This window comes from Paraburkholderia tropica, from assembly GCF_014171495.1.
GTDB classification, from domain to species: domain Bacteria; phylum Pseudomonadota; class Gammaproteobacteria; order Burkholderiales; family Burkholderiaceae; genus Paraburkholderia; species Paraburkholderia tropica.
Map to the genome: position 1 here is coordinate 940,532 of NZ_CP049137.1, position 19,981 is coordinate 960,512.

Here is a 19,981-nt window from a genome sequence, read left to right on the forward strand (position 1 = left end):
ATTCTCCACAGCGCGCTGAAATATCGCCACTTCCTTGGCTTCCGAGTCGGCCACGGCGTTACTTCGATTTTTGCGGAACGTGCAGTGATCCAGATAGATTTCGAAGTCGTTAGGCAGCATGTATTCGATGGCGATAGATAGGATAAAGATCACTTCGCTGATGCGGAATTACTAATGCTGCATGAATGCAGATATCTAAAGTTGGTTTTGCATCGTAGTGGTCACTTTCCTGCGTTTTCAATCGACGGGGGGAACTTCGGCTCGTAACAGAGCAGCAGGGAAATCCAGTGGCCGGTGGCGTGAATGAGTGTGACCGGTAAAAGCATCAGCTTGACCAGCACGAACATGGGCCACATGCCGCTTTCGTGCAGGCCGCGCAAGGGCAGGATGTTCCACGCCGCCTCGAATGAGAGCCACGGCCAGGGCGTCTTGCTGAGCAACTTCTTGGGTGGCGGTGCGGCTTCAGGACCGATCTCCATGTAGCGGCGGATGTATTCCCAAAACGCTAGCAGCTCAGCACCGTTACGGGCGGTGCGTCCGACAAAGGTGATTTCATAGTCGTCTTTGAGATGCCCGTCTACATCGTAGACCGCACCTTTTTCCCAGCCGAGAATTAGAAAACCTCCACCGGGTAACACCTCACGACGCATGGAAGGATCGACAGCGGCTTCGGTCTTGTTCCAATCCAAGGTCACGATGCCGCCAATATGCTTCGGGCGAAGGAGATAAACCTTGCGCGTCACGCGGTTGAAGCGAACGATAATGCGGCGAGCAGTGAATGCTTCAAGGCGAAGGTAGCGGAAAAGGTATTTCACGTATATGTAGATCCCGCATGCAATAGAGCAGACCGTAAGTGAGGCCATGAGGTAGTCCCCACGTTCCATGATCCCTCCGTTCCTGGCGTGACCAGTTAGAAGTGACTCGATAAACATGCAGAGGATCAAAGCAAAAAATCTGCTGAGCATTAGAAGTCCCCCACCTAAAAAAAGCGTGATCAACCCTCGCTTTTCGTCGTGCGGCGTGCGCATGTCTATATAAGTCTCGTTATAGGCATAGATCGAATCGCTATCCGTGACCGTGTTGGATACGCTTTCCGTGACGTTGGCGGCCCCAACGGGCTTGCCTGTTTCCCGTGCCCGCTTTTCGGCCTTGTCCTTCCAGCGCTCGTAATCGCCCGGCTCGCGATTGTCGTAAAAAAGCCATTCCCAAAGGTACATTAGAGGGTGTTCTCCACGGCGCGCTGAAATATCGCCACTTCCTTGGCTTCTGAGTCGGTCGCGGCGTCACTTCGATTTTTGCGGAACGTGCAGTGATCCAGATAGATTTCGAGGTCGTTGGGAAGCATGTACTCGATAACTAAGGAAAGCACGAAGATCGCGACGTTAATGCGTATGCACCAACGCAACATGAACGCTGTTTTCAGCGCAAGTTTGGCTGCAATGTCTGCGGTCGATTCGAGGAAGACCCATCGGCTTGCGTACTTCCGCGCCATGTACCGCAGGAAAGGCGCACCATAGGCCAACCCAAAACCAATAGACAAGACGCCGGAGCCGACCTGACTCATTGCGCGGAATGAATATACGAGGGCGAGGCTCATCCTCTGATTTCCAAATGCATCTTCAGCATCACAGAAATCATAGGCCGCCCCCACAAACGCCGCTCCCCCCGCCACCACCCCGGCATTCAACCGCAACCCACTCCTGAACACCGTCGCCGCCTGACGCACCACCACATTGCCAGTGCGCTCCGCCAGTCCAACCGCCGCACCACCCAGTTCCAGCCCCGCCGCGCTCGTCGCCATCACCGCAGCGGTGAGTTCGAGATACTCGCGACTGCCCTTGTCCGACTTACCCGCCTTGATCTTGAGGTTCCACGCCTCCAGCAACGCAAGCACCGACGCCACCCGCAGTTCAGCCATCGGTCCCTTGACACCCGCCTTGAGCGCTTTCGCGAAACTCTCCGACGCCGCCGTGTTGATCGACCTCTTCACGCCATTGCTTAACGCGATCCCGCCGCGCGTCTCAAGATGCATCTGCTGCGCGAAGCGACCCAGCCGCGCCTTGAAGATCCACGCCAGCACGACATTGGTCGGCGTATCCAGCAGGCTGGCCGCCTTGCTTTCGAACAGGCGATTGCCCAGCACGTTGGCGAGCAGCACGCCGCCGAACATGCGCTTGTTGCCCGGTCCGGCATGCTCGATTGCAGCCTCGAAGTCTTCGACCACCGAATGGCTCCTGTCGTAGATCGCCGCCAGATTTTTGATCGTATCGTCGAGTTGACTCTCCGAGAGGCCGACCAGGTGGCCGCGCTGCGCCAGCAGCTTTTCGATTTCCTTTTCCGTCGCTTCCTGATTCTGTGCGAGTGTCCGCCACACGAGATTGGTCAGTGCGGTGGGGCCATTTGCCCAGCCTGCCAATAGCTCATCGCCATCCTTGCAGGCGTTCATGCCGACCATCGCCGCGGCGAGTTGGCTCTCGAAATACAGGCCCTGAGCGGCATCCCTGCGGTCGTAAGCAAGCATCGCTTCCTGTAACCGCTGACTGGTCAGCCAGGTGAGGTGGTCCCTGGCACGTGCGTCCTTGATGGCATCGGCTTTCGCGACCATCGTCCGGTACTCCGTGAGGAAGTGCTGGCGACGGCGCTCGTCAACGTAATTTGCGTACTTGTCTTCCCAGGCGTCGCGGCGAAGCTGGTCGATCTTGGTACGCTGTTTTGCGGCCTGATCAGCGGGGTTGCGGTAGGTGCGATAGTTGCCGGTGGACATAATCGCCGCCTGCGCGTTGCCGGTGCTATAGCCTGGATCGGTATAGACGACACCGATGCTGCGCTCGCTGTCGAGATACTGCTGCTCGGCCTGCTCGGCGAGCGTCTTTTTCAGATTGTCGATCGCGAACGCAATGACGTACTTGCGGTGATTGTCCACGCCCTTGTCGTCGCCGGGGTCGCTTTTGCGCAGGTAGTCTTCAATGAACTGCACGCTCCGGTTGCGCCAGGCGTTGAGCGACTGAGTGATGCCCAGCCCGTCGTCCAGCACGAGCGCAACGCCACGGTCACCCGTTTGCCCAGCGGCCGGACCCATGCTCGCGCGCAGTGCGGCGAACGGCACCGTCGCCCGCGCGAAGGCCTGATCGGCCAGCAGCGTGGCCAACTCCGGTGTCTTCTCGGCGGCGAAGTCGGCCACCAGATCGAACTGATCGCGCGTCAGCACGCTGTCGGGCGCGTTGACGCAGGAATAGGCAAGCTGCCGGATATCGAAGCGCTGCATTGTGTTTCGATAGCTCGGCTGATTCTGATAGCGGTCCAGCATCTTTGCGGTAAGCGGATCCGGCGTGAACATCACACGCAGTTCGCCAATGCCGTCGATGTCATGCAGCGCAACCGACCACTTCAGATTGCTCAGATTCTGAAAATCGGGTTTCGCCTTGTCCCAAGGCTTGTCGGCAGAGAGGTAGGCCAGCGCGCCGTTCGCGTCAACGCTGAATTGTCCTTCCCACTGGTACGCGCCGCCGCGATTTGCCAGCACGTATAGAAAGCCCTCGCGCAGTGCGCATACTGCGTAGGCGCTTTGATTGAGTTTTCGGACATGCTGCGGGCGTTGTAGATTTGCCGGCAACGCAGGAAGCGCCTTGAGGGATTGAGGCTCGCCCGTGACGGCGGCATAGCGTAACGGCAGAAAACTGAAGGTGGGCCTGCAAGCAACGGCTGGGCCGTTGCCCAGCACGCGCTCCAGCACGGAACGGTTGCTATCGCATTGGTCGAATAGGTCTTTCCACGTGGCCATGATCGATGTTTTTAGAATTATGCTTTGAAGCGCAGGGCGCGATAGGCTTGAGCGAGTGATGGGCCGCCGCTTTTGGCTGCTTCGATGGCGGAGGTCCAGTGCGGATCGCTATCCAGCGCCGGAACGTGCCCTTGCTGCACCATGAACGTCACGTAGTCTCCAAGGTCGCCGGTGCGAGTCAGCCCGCGCTGGCGAGCCTCCGCCAGAGAGCGCTGAACCACGCCCAGGCGAATGCCGTAACAATTTGCTTCCGGTCGTTCGGCCTCAATGGTTTTTCCGAGTCGATCGGCCAGGACGTATGCCAGCGGATCGCCCGCCAGGGCGGTCCAGACGTGCTCATCCAGTGTGATGGGCGCGATTGCCGGGGCATGGAGCATCTTCTCGCCTCGCACTGCTTTCCAGGCCGCGCGGGAGGCGTGGGCGAGCGGATACCACCATGTTGTGACCGGCGCGAACAGCGCGCGCACGCCCGGTTGTTGCCGCTGCTCATGCAGCACCGGTAGCGCGACTTCGGTGTGATAGCGCAAGAGGTAACGCTCGCCATCTGGCGTGTAGGCAATGTTGGCTCCAGCGAGATGCAGCGCCAGTTGATCTGGCGGAAGCTCGCTGGTAATCCAGCCGCATATGGCGTCACCGGCTTGGCGGCTCAGGTTGCGATAGAACTGATGTTGACCGTCCAGCGATGTTCTCGTACCGGGTCCGAACGCCCAGGGGCCGATCATGCGCAAGTTCTCAAATTCAGGCTGCGACAGGAGCGGCCATGCATTGCCGTCATGCTGCAAAAGGAGTTTTTCCCGCTTTGCAGGGTCGAGACGCGACATTTCCACGAGACCCGTGACCGTGCAGGTGGACGACACGCGCAGGTCATCGAATAAAAGATCGGTGAAGCTCGTTGACATATGATTACTCCTGCATCCGAACGACGCTGCGGCCTTCGGTGATCGCCTTGAGCAGGCAACTTACGCAGATGGGGTCTCCAGTCACGGGGTCGCCGTTAATACTGAGCGCATTGCCAGCACCGCTCGACTGCGTCATCGCCCCTTTGAGTTTGATCGCGACGCCTTCGATGGTGATGCCGCTGTTGTCGATGGTGATGGTGCCACCGGGACCGCGAATCACTGCCCGGTCGCTGGCCTGCAATTCGAACTTCTGTGTTTGCTGCTCGATACTTTGCCCAGCCGAGAGCGTGTGATGCCCTTGCACGGTTGCTTCGACGTGGCCGCCCACATCGACGATGTGGTTCGCAGTGGTCTGGTCCTTGCGATGATTGCCGACTGTTTCGACTCGATCCTTACCGACGCCGATTGTGTGGTTGCGCTCGACTGAGAGGGTTGCGTCTTGCCCGACCCGGTGCGTACGGTTATGCCCCACGCTGACCTGCTCGTCATTGCCCACCGTCTCCGTGCGGTCGTGTCCGATGGCAACGCGCTCGTCGTGCTCGACGGTCTCGTCGCGGTCGTTCCCCACGAAGGTCGTCTCGTCGTGATTGACGTGAATGTTTTGATCCTTCTGCGCGTGAACGTAAATCTCTTCCTGATCCTTTTCGTCCTCGAAGCGCAGTTCGTTGAAACCGTCGCCTTTGTGGGTCTGGCTTTTAATGGTCATGCGCGTCTTGTGGCGCGGCAATTCATACGGCGGCAGGTTGGTCGCACGATAGGTGCGCCCGACGATGACCGGCTGGTCGCAATCGCCATCGAGGAAATCGACGATGACTTCCTGACCGATGCGCGGAATCGCCTGATGCCCCCAAGTCGAACCGGCCCAGTTCGTCGCCACACGAATCCAGCAGGAGCTATGGTCGTCGTTCTTGCCTTCGCGGTCCCACGGAAACTGCACGATCACCCGGCCATACTCGTCGCAGTGTATTTCCTCGCCCGCCGGCCCGGTGATGGTGGCGATCTGCGGGCCGTCGATGCGCGGTTTGGGAAGCAGCGGTGCCTTCCATTCGACGTCATCGGGCACGAGTTCAGCTTCGTAGCAGTACTGCGTACCTTGCTCGGCTTCAGCCGATTCCTCCTGCTGGCTGACGTGCTGTTTGCCGTGATGCACGATACGCACCGGTCGCCAGTTGCGATTCCATTCCTCGCGCGGATGGCCGTCGAGCGTGAAAGCCATGCCGGGAACGAGGCGCGCGTCGTCGCCCTTTACCACGACCATGCGCGCGTCCCGCCGCAGCGCGAGCAGCCGTGTTTGCGTGAACGGTTTGCCTGCTTCGTCACGCTTGTACCGCCCCGGATAGTCGTAGCGCTCGTAGTCCTTACCCTGATGGTCGAGACTGACACCGTCCTGCACCTGACGCTGGTTATAACGCGGATTCTTAAAGGAATAATCGAGTTGGACCTGACGGGCGGTCCTGACATGCTCGGTGTAACGGAAGCTGTGCAGGGCAGGTTCCGGTGCGTCGCCACCCGGATTCGGGTTATAGGAGACCGGGCCGCCCTCGATCGCGCCATGCACGATAAGCTTGTCGCCTTGAATCAGCCGATGGCCGGTCCTGGCAAACGTGAATGCGGTATAGATGCCTTCTTCGGCTGAAAGTCTGAAGATGTGCTCGAGCGTGGTTTCGCCGGGCTGCACGCAATACTCGCGCGGTAGATGCTCGAGGAACATCATCTGCTCGTAATCGGTGATGCCCTGTTCGCTCATGAGCGTCTGCAAAATCTGCGGAACGCTTTTTTGCTGGTGGATTCGCCAGTTGCTACGCAGGCTCGCGCGTGCGAGCGTTGGTTCAACAACTGCGTGATAGCGCGTGCGTCTGAAGCCGGTCTCACCCTGTTCAAACAAACTCACTAGCCCGTGGACATAGCGCGCCGGTGTGTTGCCACGCCAAAGCGTAAAGAGCGCCGGCTGATCGAGAATCTGGGCGAAATCGACGGCGGGGTTAATGCTGGATAGTTTCAGCCTGAGCGAGAAGGTTTCGGACAATGCTTCATTGAAATCAAACTCCAGCACATCAAACTGCAAGCCGCTTGCCGGCTCGAAGGTGAAACGAAGGTCGGACTGACGCGGCATGAAGGATTCCCCGGAGGCTCTTTGCGAGAGCGAAGTCATGGCTGAGTCTTGCGTGGCCCTGTTGGAGGTGGAAGCTTAAGCACCATGCCGCCCCATTGTCGCGATGCATAAATCGCCCTTGAATGGGAGTATTCTTAATTTGAATATGGATTGAATTAGTCTGCCTGCTCGTTTGGATTTGATTGATTAAAGGCAATCAAACGAACGACGAGACAGCGAACTCAAATTTCTTGAATCACTGGGACAGATTTGCCTGGCATTTGAAGAGAGCAGTGTGCTGCGGTCTGGCGATGACGCATCGAGTATCACTCGTATATCGCCCGATCCAACACCTGCCGTCAAGCCGCTTCGGGCTGCGTTTTACGGGGGCTGGCTGTGCCCGGACATGATGCGAAACTACTGGCCTATGTATCGACTAAATTGGTCGCATGGGCGAGCGCCGCACCAATGATCCTCATCACGCACATGCTGAAATACCGCGCGAATGCTGTGGCATCGTCGTGCTGTTGCGGCTGGGCAGTGCGCTACGTTGCGGATACAAACATCGGCCAGGAGACGGGGCGCTCCGTCACCGATTTAAAAGCCTGGAGCGGTCTGTGGAGACCGGGCGTGTTTTGGACTTGCAGGCAAAGGCGTGTAAGCCGACGCGTGATTCGCCATCGATCAGGCGGCCCTGTACCGCCAGTGTGACGCCGTCCGCTCGGCGGCGCTGCGCGCGCCGTGAAGGACACCGGCAAACCCTCGGTTTGCCGGTGTTTACCGCTGTTTTACCGCTTCGCTTCCAGGCCCATTTGGGCGCGTACGCGCTTCACATCATCCGCGCTCACTGCGCTTGCGTGATTGCCCCACGCCGATCGGACGAAGGTCGCGAGTTGCGCGACTTCGTCGTCGTCGTAGCGCCAGGCGAACGGCGGCATCGCCAGCGGCGCCGGCGCCGATGCCGTCGACGGCAGGCGCGAGCCCGCCAGAATCACCGCGATCAGCGAGTCCGGATGCTCGGCCAGCACCGACGGGTTGTTCGCCAGCGACGGAAACACGCGCGCCGCGCCTTCACCGTTCTGGCGGTGGCAGGCCGCGCAGCTGTCGATGTAGATGCGCGAGCCCACGTCGTTCGCGTGGCCCGTCATGATCGCCGTGAGCGTCGCGTCGTCGGCCTTGTAGGCGGGCGCGGCCGCGTCCGTCGAGGCCGGCGTCAGGCTCTTCAGGTACACCGCGATCGCGTGCAGGTCGGCATCGCTCAGATGCTGCGTGCTGTGCTCGACCACTTCGCCCATCGGGCCCGTCACGGCCGAGTGCGCGTTGCGGCCCGTCTTCAGCAGCGCCACGATGTCCTCTTCCTTCCAATCGCCGAGGCCCACGCCCTTGTCGCCGCGCAGATTGACCGGCGCGCTGCCGTCGATCTTCGCGCCGCTCAGGTAGCGCGCGCTCAGCCCGCTCAGGTCGACTTCCTGGAAGCCCACGCCGCGCGGCGTGTGGCAGGTGCCGCAGTGCGCGAGGCCTTGCACGAGGTACGCGCCGCGGTTCCATTCGACGCTGTGCGCGTCGTCGGACTTGAAGCGCGCGTCGTCGTGGAAGACGCGGTTCCAGTACGCCAGCGGCCAGCGCAGGTTCAGCGGCCACGGAATGTCCGCGGGCGTGTTCGGCTGCGGCGAGGCGGCGACCTGGTTCGTGAAGTACGCGTACAGGTCCTTCAGGTCGGCGTCGCTGACCTTCGCATACGACGTGTACGGCATCGCCGGATACAGATGGCGGCCCTTCGGCGTCACGCCTTCGCGCATCGCCAGCACGAAGTCGTCGAAGCTCCAGTCGCCGATGCCGTGCGCCTTGTCCGGCGTGATGTTGGTCGAATACACGGCGCCCAGCGGCGTCGCGAGCGGCACGCCGCCCGCGAACGGCGCGCCGCCCTTGGCGGTGTGGCAGGCCATGCAGTCGCCCGCGCGCGCGAGGTATTCGCCGCGTGCGGCGTTGCCCGGCGCGGCGAGCGCCTGCGGGTCGATGGTCACGGCGGGCTTCGAGCGGCTGCCGGCCCACAGGCCGCCCACCACCACCACGACCGCGACGAGTGCTACAGAAAGTTTGCGCATGTCGTGTGGCTCCTCAAACCTGGACCATCGGGCCGGGGTTCTTCAAATAACGTTCGCGGATATTCGCCGCGGCCCAGTACGCCAGACCGCCGACAAGGCCGGTCGGGTTGTAGCCGATGCCGTGCGCGAACACGCTCGCGCCCAGCACGAACACGTTCGAGACGTCCCAGCTTTGCAGGTACTTGTTGACCACCGAGGTCTTCGGATCGGCGCCCATCGACGTGCCGCCGTTCACGTGCGTGCTCTGGTACGCGCGCGTGTCCCAGTGCGCGCCCGGCTTCAGAATGCGGCCCGAGATGCTCTTCGGGTTCATCTGGCGGCCGATCTCCATCATCTTGCCGGCCACGTATTCCGAGGCGCGCAGATCGTTGTCCTGCCAGTCGAGCGTGATGCGCAGCAGCGGCTCGCCGTAGGCGTCCTTGTAGGTCGGATCGAGGTCGGCGAAGCAGCCGCGATACGCCATGTTGCTGATCTGCGATTCGATGCGGCCCGTGTGCAGGAAGTTGTCCGCCACGGCCTGCTTCCACTCGCCGCCCCACTTGGGCGTGCCCTTGGGCAGCGGAATGCCGCGCACCGGACCGTTACCGGTCTGACGACCCCAGATGATGCCGCCGCCGATGAAGCCGAGCTTGCTGTGATCGAAGTTGTCCGCGTTGAACTCTTCGATCGCCTGACCGCCGCCGCCCGCGCCCATGAACTGGTTGATGTAAACGTCCTTGTCCCAGAACATGTTGACGCTGTTGAGCACCTGGTAGCAGAAGTTGCGGCCCACGGTGCCTTCGCCGGTATCGACGTTGTACGGCGTGCCGATCTTCGACGACAGCATCAGACGGATGTTGTGCAGCTGGAACGCGCCCAGCACGACCATGTTGGCGGGCTGGAAGACTTCGTTGCCCTGAGCGTCGATATAGGTGACGCCGATGGCCTGCTTGCCGTCCTTGTCGAGTTCGACGCGCAGCACGTGCGAATTCACGCGCAGTTCGAAATTGGGCTTGCGCAGCAGCGCCGGAATGATGGCGGTTTGCGGCGAGGCTTTCGAGTAGTTCAGGCAGCCGTAGTCGCTGCAGAAGCCGCAGAAGTTGCACGGGCCGAGCTGGCAGCCGTACTCGTTCGTGTAGGCGCCCGAGGCGTTGCCTGCGGGCAGCGCGAACGGCTTGTAGCCGAGTTCGCGCGCGGCCTTCGCGAACAGACGTCCGGTCGGGTGATCGGGCAGCGGCGGCAGCGGGAATTCACGCGAGCGATACGCTTCGAACGGATTGCCGCCTTCCTGCGGTTTTCCCTTGATGTTGCCCGCGCGACCCGAGGTGCCGCACACATATTCCCAGCGGTCGAAATGCGGTTCGAGTTCGTCGTAGGTCACGCCCCAGTCTTGCAGCTGCATGCCTTCGGGGATGAACTTCTCGCCGTAGCGTTCCTTCACGCGGCTGTAGAGACGCAGTTCTTCCGGCGTCACGCGCGACTGTACGCCCGACCAGTGCGTGCCCGCGCCGCCGACGCCTTCGCCCGGTTTGAACGAGCCGATCTGACGATAGGGCAGGGCCGTGTCGTTCTTCGTGTGACGCGTGGTGACGGTCGTCTTCGAGAGATTCTGCAGCAGCGCGTTGCGCGCGGAATACTTGATCTCGTCGACGATCTGCGGATACGCGAAATTCGGAATCGTGTCGCGGCCGTCGCCGCGTTCGAGCGCGACCACATCGAGGCCTGCGCTGCACAACTCCATCGCCATGATCGAGCCGGTCCAGCCGAAGCCGACGATCACGGCATCCACGGCCTTCTTTTTCACTGTTGCCATATGTTTTTAACCTCGCTTTCCGTACTGGCTGACCGGGCCATACGGATAGGGTTTCGATTCGCTGACCCACTCGACGTAATCCGCGCGCGCGCCCGGATAGCCGATCATCTTCCACGCGCCCATGTCCTTGTTGCCGCCGTACATCGGGTCGCCGAAGAAGCCTTCCATGGTGTTCTTGAGCAGGAAGCCGCTGAAGAACGACTTGACGTTGAAGTCGTCCTGGATCTTGCCGCCTTCGACATCCTTCAGGAATGCGATCTGTTTTTCCTTGTCGAGCTGCGCGAAGGTCTTGCCGCCGAAATGCGCCTTGCAATAAGCATCGATCGCGCGAATGCCGAGGCGATACTGTTCCTTCGGCGTGAGCTTCGACTGATAGCCGAACTCGGGCGCGCCCTTCTGGAAGGGGCCTTGCATATACCAGCGCGAAGCGTCGCCGTAACCGGTTTGCAGTTGACGGTCGATGTATTGCGGCACGCCCAGTTCGACGGCGCCGGGGCCGATGTGATCCTTCGGGATCAGGCAGTCGCACGCGGCGTTCACGAAAGCCCATTCGTCGGGCGTGAAATAGCCGGGCTGATAGTTTTCCTGGGCGGGGGTGTCGGGCGGCGGCGCGGAGCGCTTGATGTCGTCCGCGGTGGGACGCAGCACGGCGGAGGCCGTGCCGACGGCGGCGACGGGTACGATCGCAATCGATCCTTTGAGGAACGAGCGGCGGCCCGCCTTGTCAGGCGATGTCATGATAGGGGGACTCCAGCGAGTGGCGTGGGGTGCGTGCAGTCGGCGGCGTGGCGGTGCAGCGCTGCGCAGGCCGCGATGACGCGCGTGTGTTGCTAGTGGGTGCTGCCTGGATGTTGCCTGGATGTTGCCTGGTTAAAACGAAGCTGATGCGTGGCGTTCAATACAGCCGATCCGGCGTGGCGCGTTTCCCGGACTGCCGGAAACGCGCCACGCCAGTCCGCATCAAGCGACGCGGAAAACCTGCACGGTGCTGCTGAGCTTGCTCGACTGCGTGTCGAGCGCCTGCGCGGCGGCCGTCACCTGTTCGACGAGCGCGGCGTTCTGCTGCGTGACTTCGTCCATCTGCGTGACGGCGGTGTCGACCTGCTCGATGCCGCTTTGCTGCTGCTCCGACGCCGAAGCGATCTCGTTCATGATCGCGGTGACGCGCTCGACCGCCGTATGCAGTTCGGACATCGTCGCGCCCGCCGACGACACGAGATTCGTGCCGTGCGAAACGGTCTCGACCGAGTTGGCGATCAGATCCTTGATCTCCTTCGCCGCCGCTGCCGAACGTTGCGCGAGCGAGCGCACTTCGCTCGCGACCACGGCGAAGCCGCGGCCCTGCTCGCCGGCGCGCGCCGCTTCCACAGCCGCGTTGAGCGCGAGAATATTGGTCTGGAACGCGATGCCTTCGATCATCGCCGTGATGTCGGAGATCTTGCGCGAGCTGCCTTCGATCTCGTCCATCGTGTTCACGACTTGCTGCACGACTTCGGTGCCGCGCGCCGCGACGCTGGCGGCGGTCTGCGCGAGGTCGCTGCCGGTGCGCGCGTTGTCGGTGTTCTGCTTCACCGCCGAGGTCAGCTCGTTCATGCTGGCGGCCGTTTCCTGCAGCGACGCGGCCTGTTCCTCCGTGCGCGCGGACAGATCGATCATGCCCGCCGCGATCTGGCGCGTGGCCACCGACACGGACTCGCTGCCCGAGCGCACCGCGCCCGTCACGCCGCCGAGTTCCTTGCGGGTCTTTTCGATGCTTTCCAGCAGCGTGCCCATTTCGTCGTTGCGGTTGGCGCGCACGGTCTGGCTCAGATTGCCGCCCGAAATCTGCTGGAGGCTGTCGAGCGCATAGTTCAGCGGCGTCATGATCGCGCGGCTCAGCATGATCCAGCCGAGACCGGCGGCCACGAGACCGAGCACCACCATCACGGCGCTGATCGTCGAGAACATGTAGAAGTTCGATTCAGCCTGCTCGTAGCGCGTCTTCGCGTTCTCGTAGAGATGCTTCTTGACCTCGTTGTTCGCGGCGCTCATCGCGCTGTAGAGATCGGAGAGCTGCGTCATCGCGATGTTGTCGGCCGTTGTCTTGTCGCCCGATTGCAGCGCCTTCGTGAAGGCCGACACCGCGTCGCGCATATTGGTGCGGCGCTCGGTGGTCTTCTCGATCAGCGGCAGTTCGTCCGGCTCGTGCGGCATCTGCTGGAACTTGCTCCACCACTCGTCGGAGTTCTTGAAGAAGCCCGCTGCGCGCTGCAGCTGGTCGGGGACCGTGGGCGCTTCCGGATGCAGCGCCACGCGGTCGAGCACGAGACGCGTGCGCGCGATGTAGATTTCCGCGTTGTCGATCGCCGTGGATTCGGCGAGCTTGTTGCGATAGGTATCGCGGTTCGCGCTGTTCGCCTTTTCCGTGCTGATGAAGCCCAGTACGCCGGAAACGGTGAGCAGGGCGGCGAGAAGTGCGAAGGTGAGCGCAATCCGCGCTCTGATCGTAAGTGTCATGCGTCTGTACCGATTTGACCAGGGAGGACGTGGCGCGGCGAACAGCATCTACGGCGGCTGATCTGACGCGGGCGTCTCCTCCTTATCGACATTCGTCTGACCATATTTAGGGCAAAGCTAAAATATTTTTAAGGAACTACTGAAATTCCTTTGAAATCAGGCTGTAAGAAAAGCGCTCGAAAGCGCCGAGGCACGCCAGGCAAGGCTTCCCGAGAACGCAAACGTTGTCGAACGGTCGTGCGGAACTTGCCGAGTCTTTCGCTATCTTTCTGAAGTTTTTGAAAATCCTTCCATCGACGGACTCATTATCAAAGGCCGCGGCGGTGCGCAGAATGACGTCACTGCACCGCGAGACGCACCTCGCCCACGACCTGGAGCCCATCATGAAGACGCCTATCCGCTCGTTTGCCCGCTTGTCTACCGCTGCCGTCGCAGCCGTTTTCGCCGCTTCGCTCGGCGTCGCCGCGCCCGCGAGTGCCGCGAGTGCCGCGAGTGCCGCGAGTGCCGCGAGTGCCGCGAGTGCCGCGGGCGGCGAACTTGCGCAGCCGCGCGAACTGATCGTCGACGGCAGCCTGCCCCCGCAGCAGCGCGACCAGCAGATTCATGCCGCGCGTCTCTACGACACGTTCTGGAGCACGGGCGACGAAGCTCAGGCGCGCGCCGCGCTCGCGCCGGATTTCACGGATCGCACGTTGCCCGCGGGACGTCCGCAAGGCGTGGCGGGTCCGCTCGCGGCGTCGAAGGTGTTTCATACAGCAGTGCCCGACGTGCACGCCGACATCGAGCAGATGGTCGTGGCCGGGGACCGCGTGGTGACGCATCTGCATTTCACGGGGCACTTCACCGGCACGTTCAACGGCGTGCAGGGCAAGGGACAACCGGTGGATTTCATCGCGACGGACATCTACCGCATTCGCGACGGCAAGATCACCGATAACTGGCATATCGAAGACAATCTCACCTTTCTGCAACAAGTGGGTGCAGTGGCAAAGTGATGGCGCGCAAAGCGACAGGGTAAAGCGATGCTGAATGAGTGCTGAAACGGCGCAAATGTAACTACTCACTGCGGCACGAAAACCGGGTTTATCTAATACGCGATGCGATTTAAATCGCATCGCGTTTTTTATGATCGAATGCGCTGGTTTGGTCTTTAAAGAAATCCGCCGAGTAAGCGTTTTAAGCGCGCAATATGCGTTCCCGACAATATCCGTAATAGCCCTTGCTGCAAGGAATATCATGAAAGCGCCGTGGCGTCGTGCGCGCCTCGATAACGCATCGGTTGCGCATAATGTCGCGCGTAAGTTCTACTGATATCGATTAAGCACGCATTAAGTGAGGCAGGTCTTACTGAGCTTATCTGCATCGCATGCGCAAACTGTAACAAAATGTAATTCCGTTAAAGGTAAAGTGACGTTCTTCGTATAAATTCCTTACCGAATCCGTTTTTCTTCCCCGTTTTCCGATGTGATTCGCTCACGCGGATTGGCATGCAGGAGCAAGGTCGATGAAACGCAAAAATCTCCGTTCCGCCGCGCTCGGCTTGGCGCTTGCAGGCTTGCCCGTGGTGCCTTTCGTGCCGCTGGCCGACGCCGCCGTGTATTCCAACGGCACCGCCACGGCCACCTTCAACGTCACGCTCACGCTGCAGGCGAACTGCGCGATCGCCGCCAATCCGCTGGCCTTCGGCACGAACGGCGTGCTGTCCACGGCCATCAACCAGCAGACCACGCTGAGCGTCACCTGCACGAACACGACGCCCTATAACGTCGGCCTCGACGGCGGCAACGTCACCGGGTCCACGGTCGCGAGCCGCTTGATGGCGGGCACGGCCACCGGCAACACCACGACCACCGTCGGCTTTCAGCTCTATCAGGATGCGGGCCGCACGACGATCTGGGGCAACACGCAGGGCACCAACACGGTGGCCGGCACGGGCACCGGCTCGGCGCAAACGCTCACGGTGTACGGCCAGGTGCCGGCGCAAACCACGCCGAAACCGGACACCTACCAGACCACGGTCACCGCGACGGTCTACTTTTGAGCGCGCGCCGGGCGGGTTGTGCCGCGTTCGCGGCGGCGTGGCTGTGGGCGTTCGCAGGCGGCGCATTCGCGGCCACGTTGCAGATCTCGCCGGTGACGATCGAGTTCTCCGCGAGCGAGAACGCCACCGGACTCACGCTGCGAAATCCCGGCGATACGCCGCTTTACGGCCAGGTGCGCGTGTTCCACTGGACCCAGGCGGACGGCGACGACGTGCTCACGCCCACCGCCGACGTCATCGCCAGTCCGCCGCTCATCGAGATCGCGCCGCATGGCGATCAACTCGTGCGGCTCGTGCGCGTGAATCCGGCAGGCGCCGCGAATGTGGCGAACGCAGCGAGCGGCGCGAGCGCGCCCGCAACGGCGGAGAACGCGAACGCCGAACTGAGCTACCGCCTGCTGATCGACGAATTGCCCGCGCCGGGCACGGCGAACGCGGACGGCGTGACGATCCGCCTGCGCTATTCGGTGCCGGTGTTCGTCGAACCGCGCGGCGGCATGGCGCCGCCTGCGTTGACGTGGCGGCTCGTGCACGGCGCGCACGGTTATGCGCTGCGCGCCGACAACGCAGGCCAGCGGCGCGCGCAGATTTCGGCGGTGCAGCTTTTCGACGACTCGGGCCATAGCTGGGACGTCACGCACGGGCTGCTCGGCTACGCGCTCGGGCATCAGGGCCGGCAGTGGAACGTGCCGGTGCCGCCCGACGCGAAGATCGGCCGCATGAAGGTGCGCGCCACGGTCAACACGCAGCCGGTGGAAGGCGCGGTGGCGATCGAGCAGGGTGGATGAGCGCGTTTCGCGCGATCAGGGCAGGGAACGGCTGCGTGCCGCTCGGGAGGCGCGCGCGGGTCGCAGTGAAGGAGGAGGCCGTATGTCGCCGCAAGGCGCGGGCCGGAAGACATGAAACGAACGACGCAGAATGAAACGAATTCGAGGCGCGTCCCGTCATCGCCGGGCGAGGCGCATGGCGGTCGTGGCGGCCGCCGTGGCGTTCGCATTCCTCAGCGCCGCTGCGCATGCGCAGGGGCAGTTGATCAACGCGGGCGCGCAGGACACGCGTGACCTCTATCTCGAAGTCGATGTGAACGGCCAGCGTACGACCCAGATCGTTCATTTCCGGCAACTGGGCGGGCATCTGTTCGCGAGCGGCCAGGACCTCGACGCCGTGGGCGTGGACACGGCGCAACTGCGCATCGCCCCCGATGCGAGCGTCGATCTCGACTCGCTGCCGGGCCTGCGTTATCGCTACGATCCCACGCGCCAGAGCCTCGATCTGCAGATTCCCAACGCCATCCGCAAGCCCTTCCAGTTCGACACGCGCGATGTCGCGGCCACGCCGAACGCCACGTCCGCGCGCGGCCTCGTGTTCAACTACGACGCGTTCGCGCAGACCGGCTCGGCGAACGAATTCGCGCTCTGGAGCGAGGAGCGCTACTTCGATCCGCACGGCGTGTTCAGCAACACGGGCGTGGCGTACTTCTATCGCGACCGCGACGAGTACGTGCGCTACGACACCTCGTGGAGCATGTCGAATCCCGCGAATTTGAGCACCACGCAGTTCGGCGACACGATCACGTCCTCGCTTGCGTGGACGCGCGCGATCCGCATCGCCGGCTTCCAGTGGCGCAGCAACTTCGCGCTGCGCCCCGACCTCGTGACGTTTCCCGTGCCCGGGCTGCCGGGCAGCGCCGTGGTGCCGACTTCGGTCGATCTGTACATCAACAGCGTGCGGCAGTATTCGGGCACGGTGCCGAGCGGGCCGTTCATCATCAACGATGTGCCGGGCATCACGGGCGCGGGCCAGGCCACGGTCATCACGCACGATGCGCTCGGCCGCACGATTTCGGCCTCGGTGCCGCTCTACGTGGATACGCGGCTGATGGCGACGGGCTTGTCGAGCTATTCGTTCGAAGCGGGCTTTTTGCGCCGCAATTACGGGCTCGATTCGTTCGATTACGATTCGCGGCCCGCCGTGAGCGCGTCGTGGCGTCATGGCGTGAACGATCACCTCACGCTCGAAGCGCACGGCGAAACCACGCCGGGTCTCTTCAACGCGGGCGGCGGCGCGTTGTTCGGACTCGGCACGGCGGGCGTGCTCAACGGGTCGGTGTCGGGCAGCATGGGCAAGCTCTCGGGCACGCAGTTGAGCATCGGCTATCAGTTCGTGTCGCCGCGTTTTTCGATCGACGCGCAATCGATTCGCGCGTTCGGCAATTACGGCGATCTCGCCGCGCGCGACGGCACGCCCATTCCGACCACGACCGACCGCGTGACGCTCGCGATTCCCTTCCTGCGCAACCAGACGTTTTCGGTGAGCTATATCGGCTACAAGATTCCCTCGGCGCCGGTTTCGCAGATCGGCTCGGTGTCGTGGACCTTCAACTTCGGCAATCTGGTGTCGCTGAACCTGAGCGCGTACCAGGACTTTCGTCAGCGCGATTCGCGCGGCGTGCTGCTCTCGGCGAGCATCGGACTCGGCCACAACACGTCGATCAACGCGACCGTCGGCCGCCAGGACGGCGCGTCCACGTGGAACGTCAACGCGCTGCAGCCGCCCGATTACAGCGGCGGCTGGGGCTGGGGCGTGCAGAACGGCGGCACGGGCTCGACGCAGTTCCGCCAGGGCCAGCTGCAATATCTCGGCCGCTACGGCGAAGCGACGGCCGCCGTGCAGCAGGTGGGCAACCAGACGATCGGCTCGCTCGACCTGACCGGCTCGCTCGTGCTGATGGACGGCACGGTCGAACCCGCGCGCCGTATCGACGACGGTTTCGCGCTCGTGTCGACCGATGGCGTCGCGGGCATTCCCGTGCTGCACGAGAATCGCGTGATCGGCTTGACGGACGGCGGCGGCCATCTGCTGATTCCCGATCTCAACGCGTATCAGCACAACGAGCTCGCCATCGACACGATGAATCTGCCGGCCGACGCGCGCATCGCCGACACGTCGAAGGACATCGTGCCGCAAGCGCAATCGGGCGTGCTCGCGCATTTCACGGTGACGCGTTATCGCGCGGCGTCGATCATCGTTCACGACGCCGACGGCAAGCCCTTGCCCGCGGGCGCGCGCGTGCATCACGTGGAAAGCGGCCACGACACCATCGTGGGTTACGACGGCATCACCTTCGTCGACGGACTGTCATCGGACAACCATCTGCAGATTCAAAGCGGTGACAGGCATTGCGAAGTCGCGTTTGCGTGGCAGGCCGGCAAGGGCGAGACGCTGCAAACCATCGGGCCGCTGGTGTGTCCGCTGTCGGGCGCCGGTGGCGCGGGAATGCCGCCATGAGACGCCTGTTGATGATGCTCGCGCTGTGCCTGACGCTTGGCTTCGCGGCGCGCGGCGCACACGCCGAGGCGTGCACGGCGACGGCCACGCCGGTGTCGTTCGGCTACGTGAGCCCGATCGCGGGCACGACGTTCACCACCACGAGCACGATCAGCGTGACCTGCACGTGGTCCGCCATCACGCTCACGCCCGATGTGCTCGTGTGCCTCAACCTCGGCGGAACGAGTCCGCGCGCGCTCACGAACGGCACGAATTCGATGAACTACGACCTCTATCGCGATGCCGGTCACACGCAGATCTGGGGATCGATTTATTCGAACGGCACGCCGATCTCGCTCACGATGAGCAAGCCGAGCGGGACCTCGTTGAGTACGACCGTCACCGTCTATGGACAGATCGCGTCGGCGCAACCGACGGTGCCGACCGTGAACAATGCGAGCACGGTCTATACGCAGAGCTTCGGCGGCAATACGACGTCGATCAATTACGGTTTCTACACGCTGATCGCACCGACCTGCGCCACGCTGACCGCGACGCAAGGCACGTTTGCGTTTTCGTCGACGGCCACGGTCATCAACAACTGCAACATCAGCGCGACGAATGTGGCGTTCGGTTCAGCGGGCGTGCTGAGTTCGGCGTTGCGCGCGAATGGCTCGATCACGGCGCAATGCACGAACGGCGATGCGTTCAAGATCGCGCTCAACAGCGGCTCGAGCGGCAATGTCGCGGCGCGCACGATGGCGCGCTCCGGAGGCGGCGGATCGGTGAGTTATCAGCTCTATCTGGATTCGGGCTATAGCAGCGCGTGGGGCGACGGCACGGGGAGCACCGCGACGGCGGCCGGAACGGGAAGCGGGACGCAGCAGGTGTTCACGGTGTACGGGCGCGTGCCGTCACAGACCACGCCCGCGCCGGGAAGCTACAGCGACACGATTACGGCGACGATCTATTTTTGAGCGGATGGGGCCGGATAAGACGCGGATCGCGACACGCGCGGCGGCGTCTGCGGACCGTTAAAACGTCACCGTCCAGAATGCCCGCGACGACCGCAGCGAATCGAACTGCACCGCCGACGCCAACTGCATGGCCGGCGCTTCGGATTGCGAGACCAGATACGGCTCGCCGTGCAGACAACTGACCGCGGGCGCAGTCGCGCTCACACCCTCGCTCGCGCTGATCAGACAACTCTGCTGCACGACGAGGCTTACAACCATGGAGGAGGCCGGCACGGGTTCGGCGCCGCCGGTTTGGGCGAGCAGCGCGAAGCCGAGCGCCAGGCCGAAGGCCAGCGCGGACCGGAGGTAGGGAAGGCGGGACATGTTCGGAAGCAATCGGGTAAATCGGACGAGCCGGGCGAATCGGACGATGCGCGCCCCGGCGTCTCGATACGCGGCGGCGCGAGATGTCGCGCGCCGCCGCGCGGTGCTGGTACGGCATCTATCTGTTTGTCGGCATGGCGGCCCGAAAGTTGAGCACTGCGGCAATTC

Annotated in this window: 14 protein-coding genes; 5 read left to right on the forward strand and 9 right to left on the reverse strand. The window is 62.6% G+C overall.

The genetic code is table 11. From position 1 onward, the window contains the following. Nucleotides 1-221: 221 nt before the first annotated feature. From G5S35_RS34635 to G5S35_RS40125, 8 genes are all read right to left on the reverse strand, one after another. Nucleotides 222-1,217 carry a DUF6708 domain-containing protein gene (locus tag G5S35_RS34635; protein ID WP_183040107.1) on the reverse strand — a complete coding sequence of 332 codons (996 nt, stop codon included), beginning with the start codon at nucleotides 1,215-1,217 and terminating at the stop codon, nucleotides 222-224. Then, nucleotides 1,217-3,781: a T6SS effector BTH_I2691 family protein gene (locus G5S35_RS34640; RefSeq protein WP_183040108.1), complete on the reverse strand. Its 2,565-nt coding sequence runs from the start codon at nucleotides 3,779-3,781 to the stop codon at nucleotides 1,217-1,219. Before G5S35_RS34640 ends, G5S35_RS34635 begins: the two co-directional genes overlap by 1 nt. Before the next feature lie 17 nt (nucleotides 3,782-3,798). Next, entirely contained in the window at nucleotides 3,799-4,680 is an 882-nt protein-coding gene (locus tag G5S35_RS34645) for a DUF4123 domain-containing protein (RefSeq protein WP_176081405.1), read from the reverse strand. Between the two features lie 4 nt (nucleotides 4,681-4,684). Then, nucleotides 4,685-6,793, reverse strand: coding sequence for a type VI secretion system Vgr family protein (locus tag G5S35_RS34650; RefSeq protein ID WP_183040109.1), 2,109 nt, complete (start codon nucleotides 6,791-6,793; stop codon nucleotides 4,685-4,687). Nucleotides 6,794-7,560: 767 nt separating this feature from the next. Further along, the gene (locus G5S35_RS34655; protein ID WP_183040110.1) at nucleotides 7,561-8,877 is read right to left on the reverse strand and encodes a c-type cytochrome; all 1,317 of its coding nucleotides are present in this window, start codon (nucleotides 8,875-8,877) and stop codon (nucleotides 7,561-7,563) included. Between the two features lie 13 nt (nucleotides 8,878-8,890). Next, nucleotides 8,891-10,669, reverse strand: coding sequence for a GMC family oxidoreductase (locus G5S35_RS34660; protein ID WP_065063967.1), 1,779 nt, complete (start codon nucleotides 10,667-10,669; stop codon nucleotides 8,891-8,893). 6 nt (nucleotides 10,670-10,675) lie between these two features. Beyond that, nucleotides 10,676-11,407: a gluconate 2-dehydrogenase subunit 3 family protein gene (locus G5S35_RS34665; protein WP_173816788.1), complete on the reverse strand. Its 732-nt coding sequence runs from the start codon at nucleotides 11,405-11,407 to the stop codon at nucleotides 10,676-10,678. 222 nt (nucleotides 11,408-11,629) lie between these two features. Further along, on the reverse strand, nucleotides 11,630-13,165 hold the full coding sequence (locus tag G5S35_RS40125) for a methyl-accepting chemotaxis protein (RefSeq protein WP_065063971.1): 1,536 nt from the start codon (nucleotides 13,163-13,165) through the stop codon (nucleotides 11,630-11,632). Between the two features lie 383 nt (nucleotides 13,166-13,548). Between G5S35_RS40125 and G5S35_RS34675 the strand changes: the two genes are divergently transcribed. From G5S35_RS34675 to G5S35_RS34695, 5 genes are all read left to right on the forward strand, one after another. After that, complete coding sequence (locus G5S35_RS34675) at nucleotides 13,549-14,160, forward strand: ester cyclase (RefSeq protein WP_183040111.1); 612 nt, start codon at nucleotides 13,549-13,551, stop codon at nucleotides 14,158-14,160. A gap of 509 nt (nucleotides 14,161-14,669) precedes the next feature. Next, nucleotides 14,670-15,206, forward strand: a complete 537-nt coding sequence (locus tag G5S35_RS34680) for a Csu type fimbrial protein (RefSeq protein ID WP_080180255.1) — start codon at nucleotides 14,670-14,672, stop codon at nucleotides 15,204-15,206. Next, nucleotides 15,203-15,994 carry a fimbrial biogenesis chaperone gene (locus G5S35_RS34685; protein ID WP_080180256.1) on the forward strand — a complete coding sequence of 264 codons (792 nt, stop codon included), beginning with the start codon at nucleotides 15,203-15,205 and terminating at the stop codon, nucleotides 15,992-15,994. Before G5S35_RS34680 ends, G5S35_RS34685 begins: the two co-directional genes overlap by 4 nt. A 130-nt stretch (nucleotides 15,995-16,124) precedes the next feature. Beyond that, nucleotides 16,125-18,494, forward strand: coding sequence for a fimbria/pilus outer membrane usher protein (locus G5S35_RS34690; RefSeq protein ID WP_237181807.1), 2,370 nt, complete (start codon nucleotides 16,125-16,127; stop codon nucleotides 18,492-18,494). After that, nucleotides 18,491-19,450 carry a Csu type fimbrial protein gene (locus G5S35_RS34695; RefSeq protein WP_237181810.1) on the forward strand — a complete coding sequence of 320 codons (960 nt, stop codon included), beginning with the start codon at nucleotides 18,491-18,493 and terminating at the stop codon, nucleotides 19,448-19,450. Before G5S35_RS34690 ends, G5S35_RS34695 begins: the two co-directional genes overlap by 4 nt. A gap of 57 nt (nucleotides 19,451-19,507) precedes the next feature. Here G5S35_RS34695 and G5S35_RS34700 read toward each other — a convergent pair whose 3' ends face one another. Further along, complete coding sequence (locus G5S35_RS34700; RefSeq protein ID WP_183040112.1) at nucleotides 19,508-19,813, reverse strand: hypothetical protein; 306 nt, start codon at nucleotides 19,811-19,813, stop codon at nucleotides 19,508-19,510. Nucleotides 19,814-19,981 lie beyond the last annotated feature (168 nt).

Bases quoted from the DNA above. Each gene is read 5' to 3' on its own strand.
- G5S35_RS34695 (WP_237181810.1), top strand. From the start codon at position 18,491: ATGAGACGCCTGTTGATGATGCTCGCGCTGTGCCTGACGCTTGGCTTC.
- G5S35_RS34690 (WP_237181807.1), top strand. From the start codon at position 16,125: ATGAAACGAATTCGAGGCGCGTCCCGTCATCGCCGGGCGAGGCGCATG.
- G5S35_RS40125 (WP_065063971.1), bottom strand. From the start codon at position 13,165: ATGACACTTACGATCAGAGCGCGGATTGCGCTCACCTTCGCACTTCTC.
- G5S35_RS34660 (WP_065063967.1), bottom strand. From the start codon at position 10,669: ATGGCAACAGTGAAAAAGAAGGCCGTGGATGCCGTGATCGTCGGCTTC.
- G5S35_RS34645 (WP_176081405.1), bottom strand. From the start codon at position 4,680: ATGTCAACGAGCTTCACCGATCTTTTATTCGATGACCTGCGCGTGTCG.
- G5S35_RS34655 (WP_183040110.1), bottom strand. From the start codon at position 8,877: ATGCGCAAACTTTCTGTAGCACTCGTCGCGGTCGTGGTGGTGGTGGGC.
- G5S35_RS34640 (WP_183040108.1), bottom strand. From the start codon at position 3,781: ATGGCCACGTGGAAAGACCTATTCGACCAATGCGATAGCAACCGTTCC.
- G5S35_RS34665 (WP_173816788.1), bottom strand. From the start codon at position 11,407: ATGACATCGCCTGACAAGGCGGGCCGCCGCTCGTTCCTCAAAGGATCG.
- G5S35_RS34680 (WP_080180255.1), top strand. From the start codon at position 14,670: ATGAAACGCAAAAATCTCCGTTCCGCCGCGCTCGGCTTGGCGCTTGCA.
- G5S35_RS34635 (WP_183040107.1), bottom strand. From the start codon at position 1,217: ATGTACCTTTGGGAATGGCTTTTTTACGACAATCGCGAGCCGGGCGAT.
- G5S35_RS34650 (WP_183040109.1), bottom strand. From the start codon at position 6,793: ATGCCGCGTCAGTCCGACCTTCGTTTCACCTTCGAGCCGGCAAGCGGC.
- G5S35_RS34675 (WP_183040111.1), top strand. From the start codon at position 13,549: ATGAAGACGCCTATCCGCTCGTTTGCCCGCTTGTCTACCGCTGCCGTC.
- G5S35_RS34700 (WP_183040112.1), bottom strand. From the start codon at position 19,813: ATGTCCCGCCTTCCCTACCTCCGGTCCGCGCTGGCCTTCGGCCTGGCG.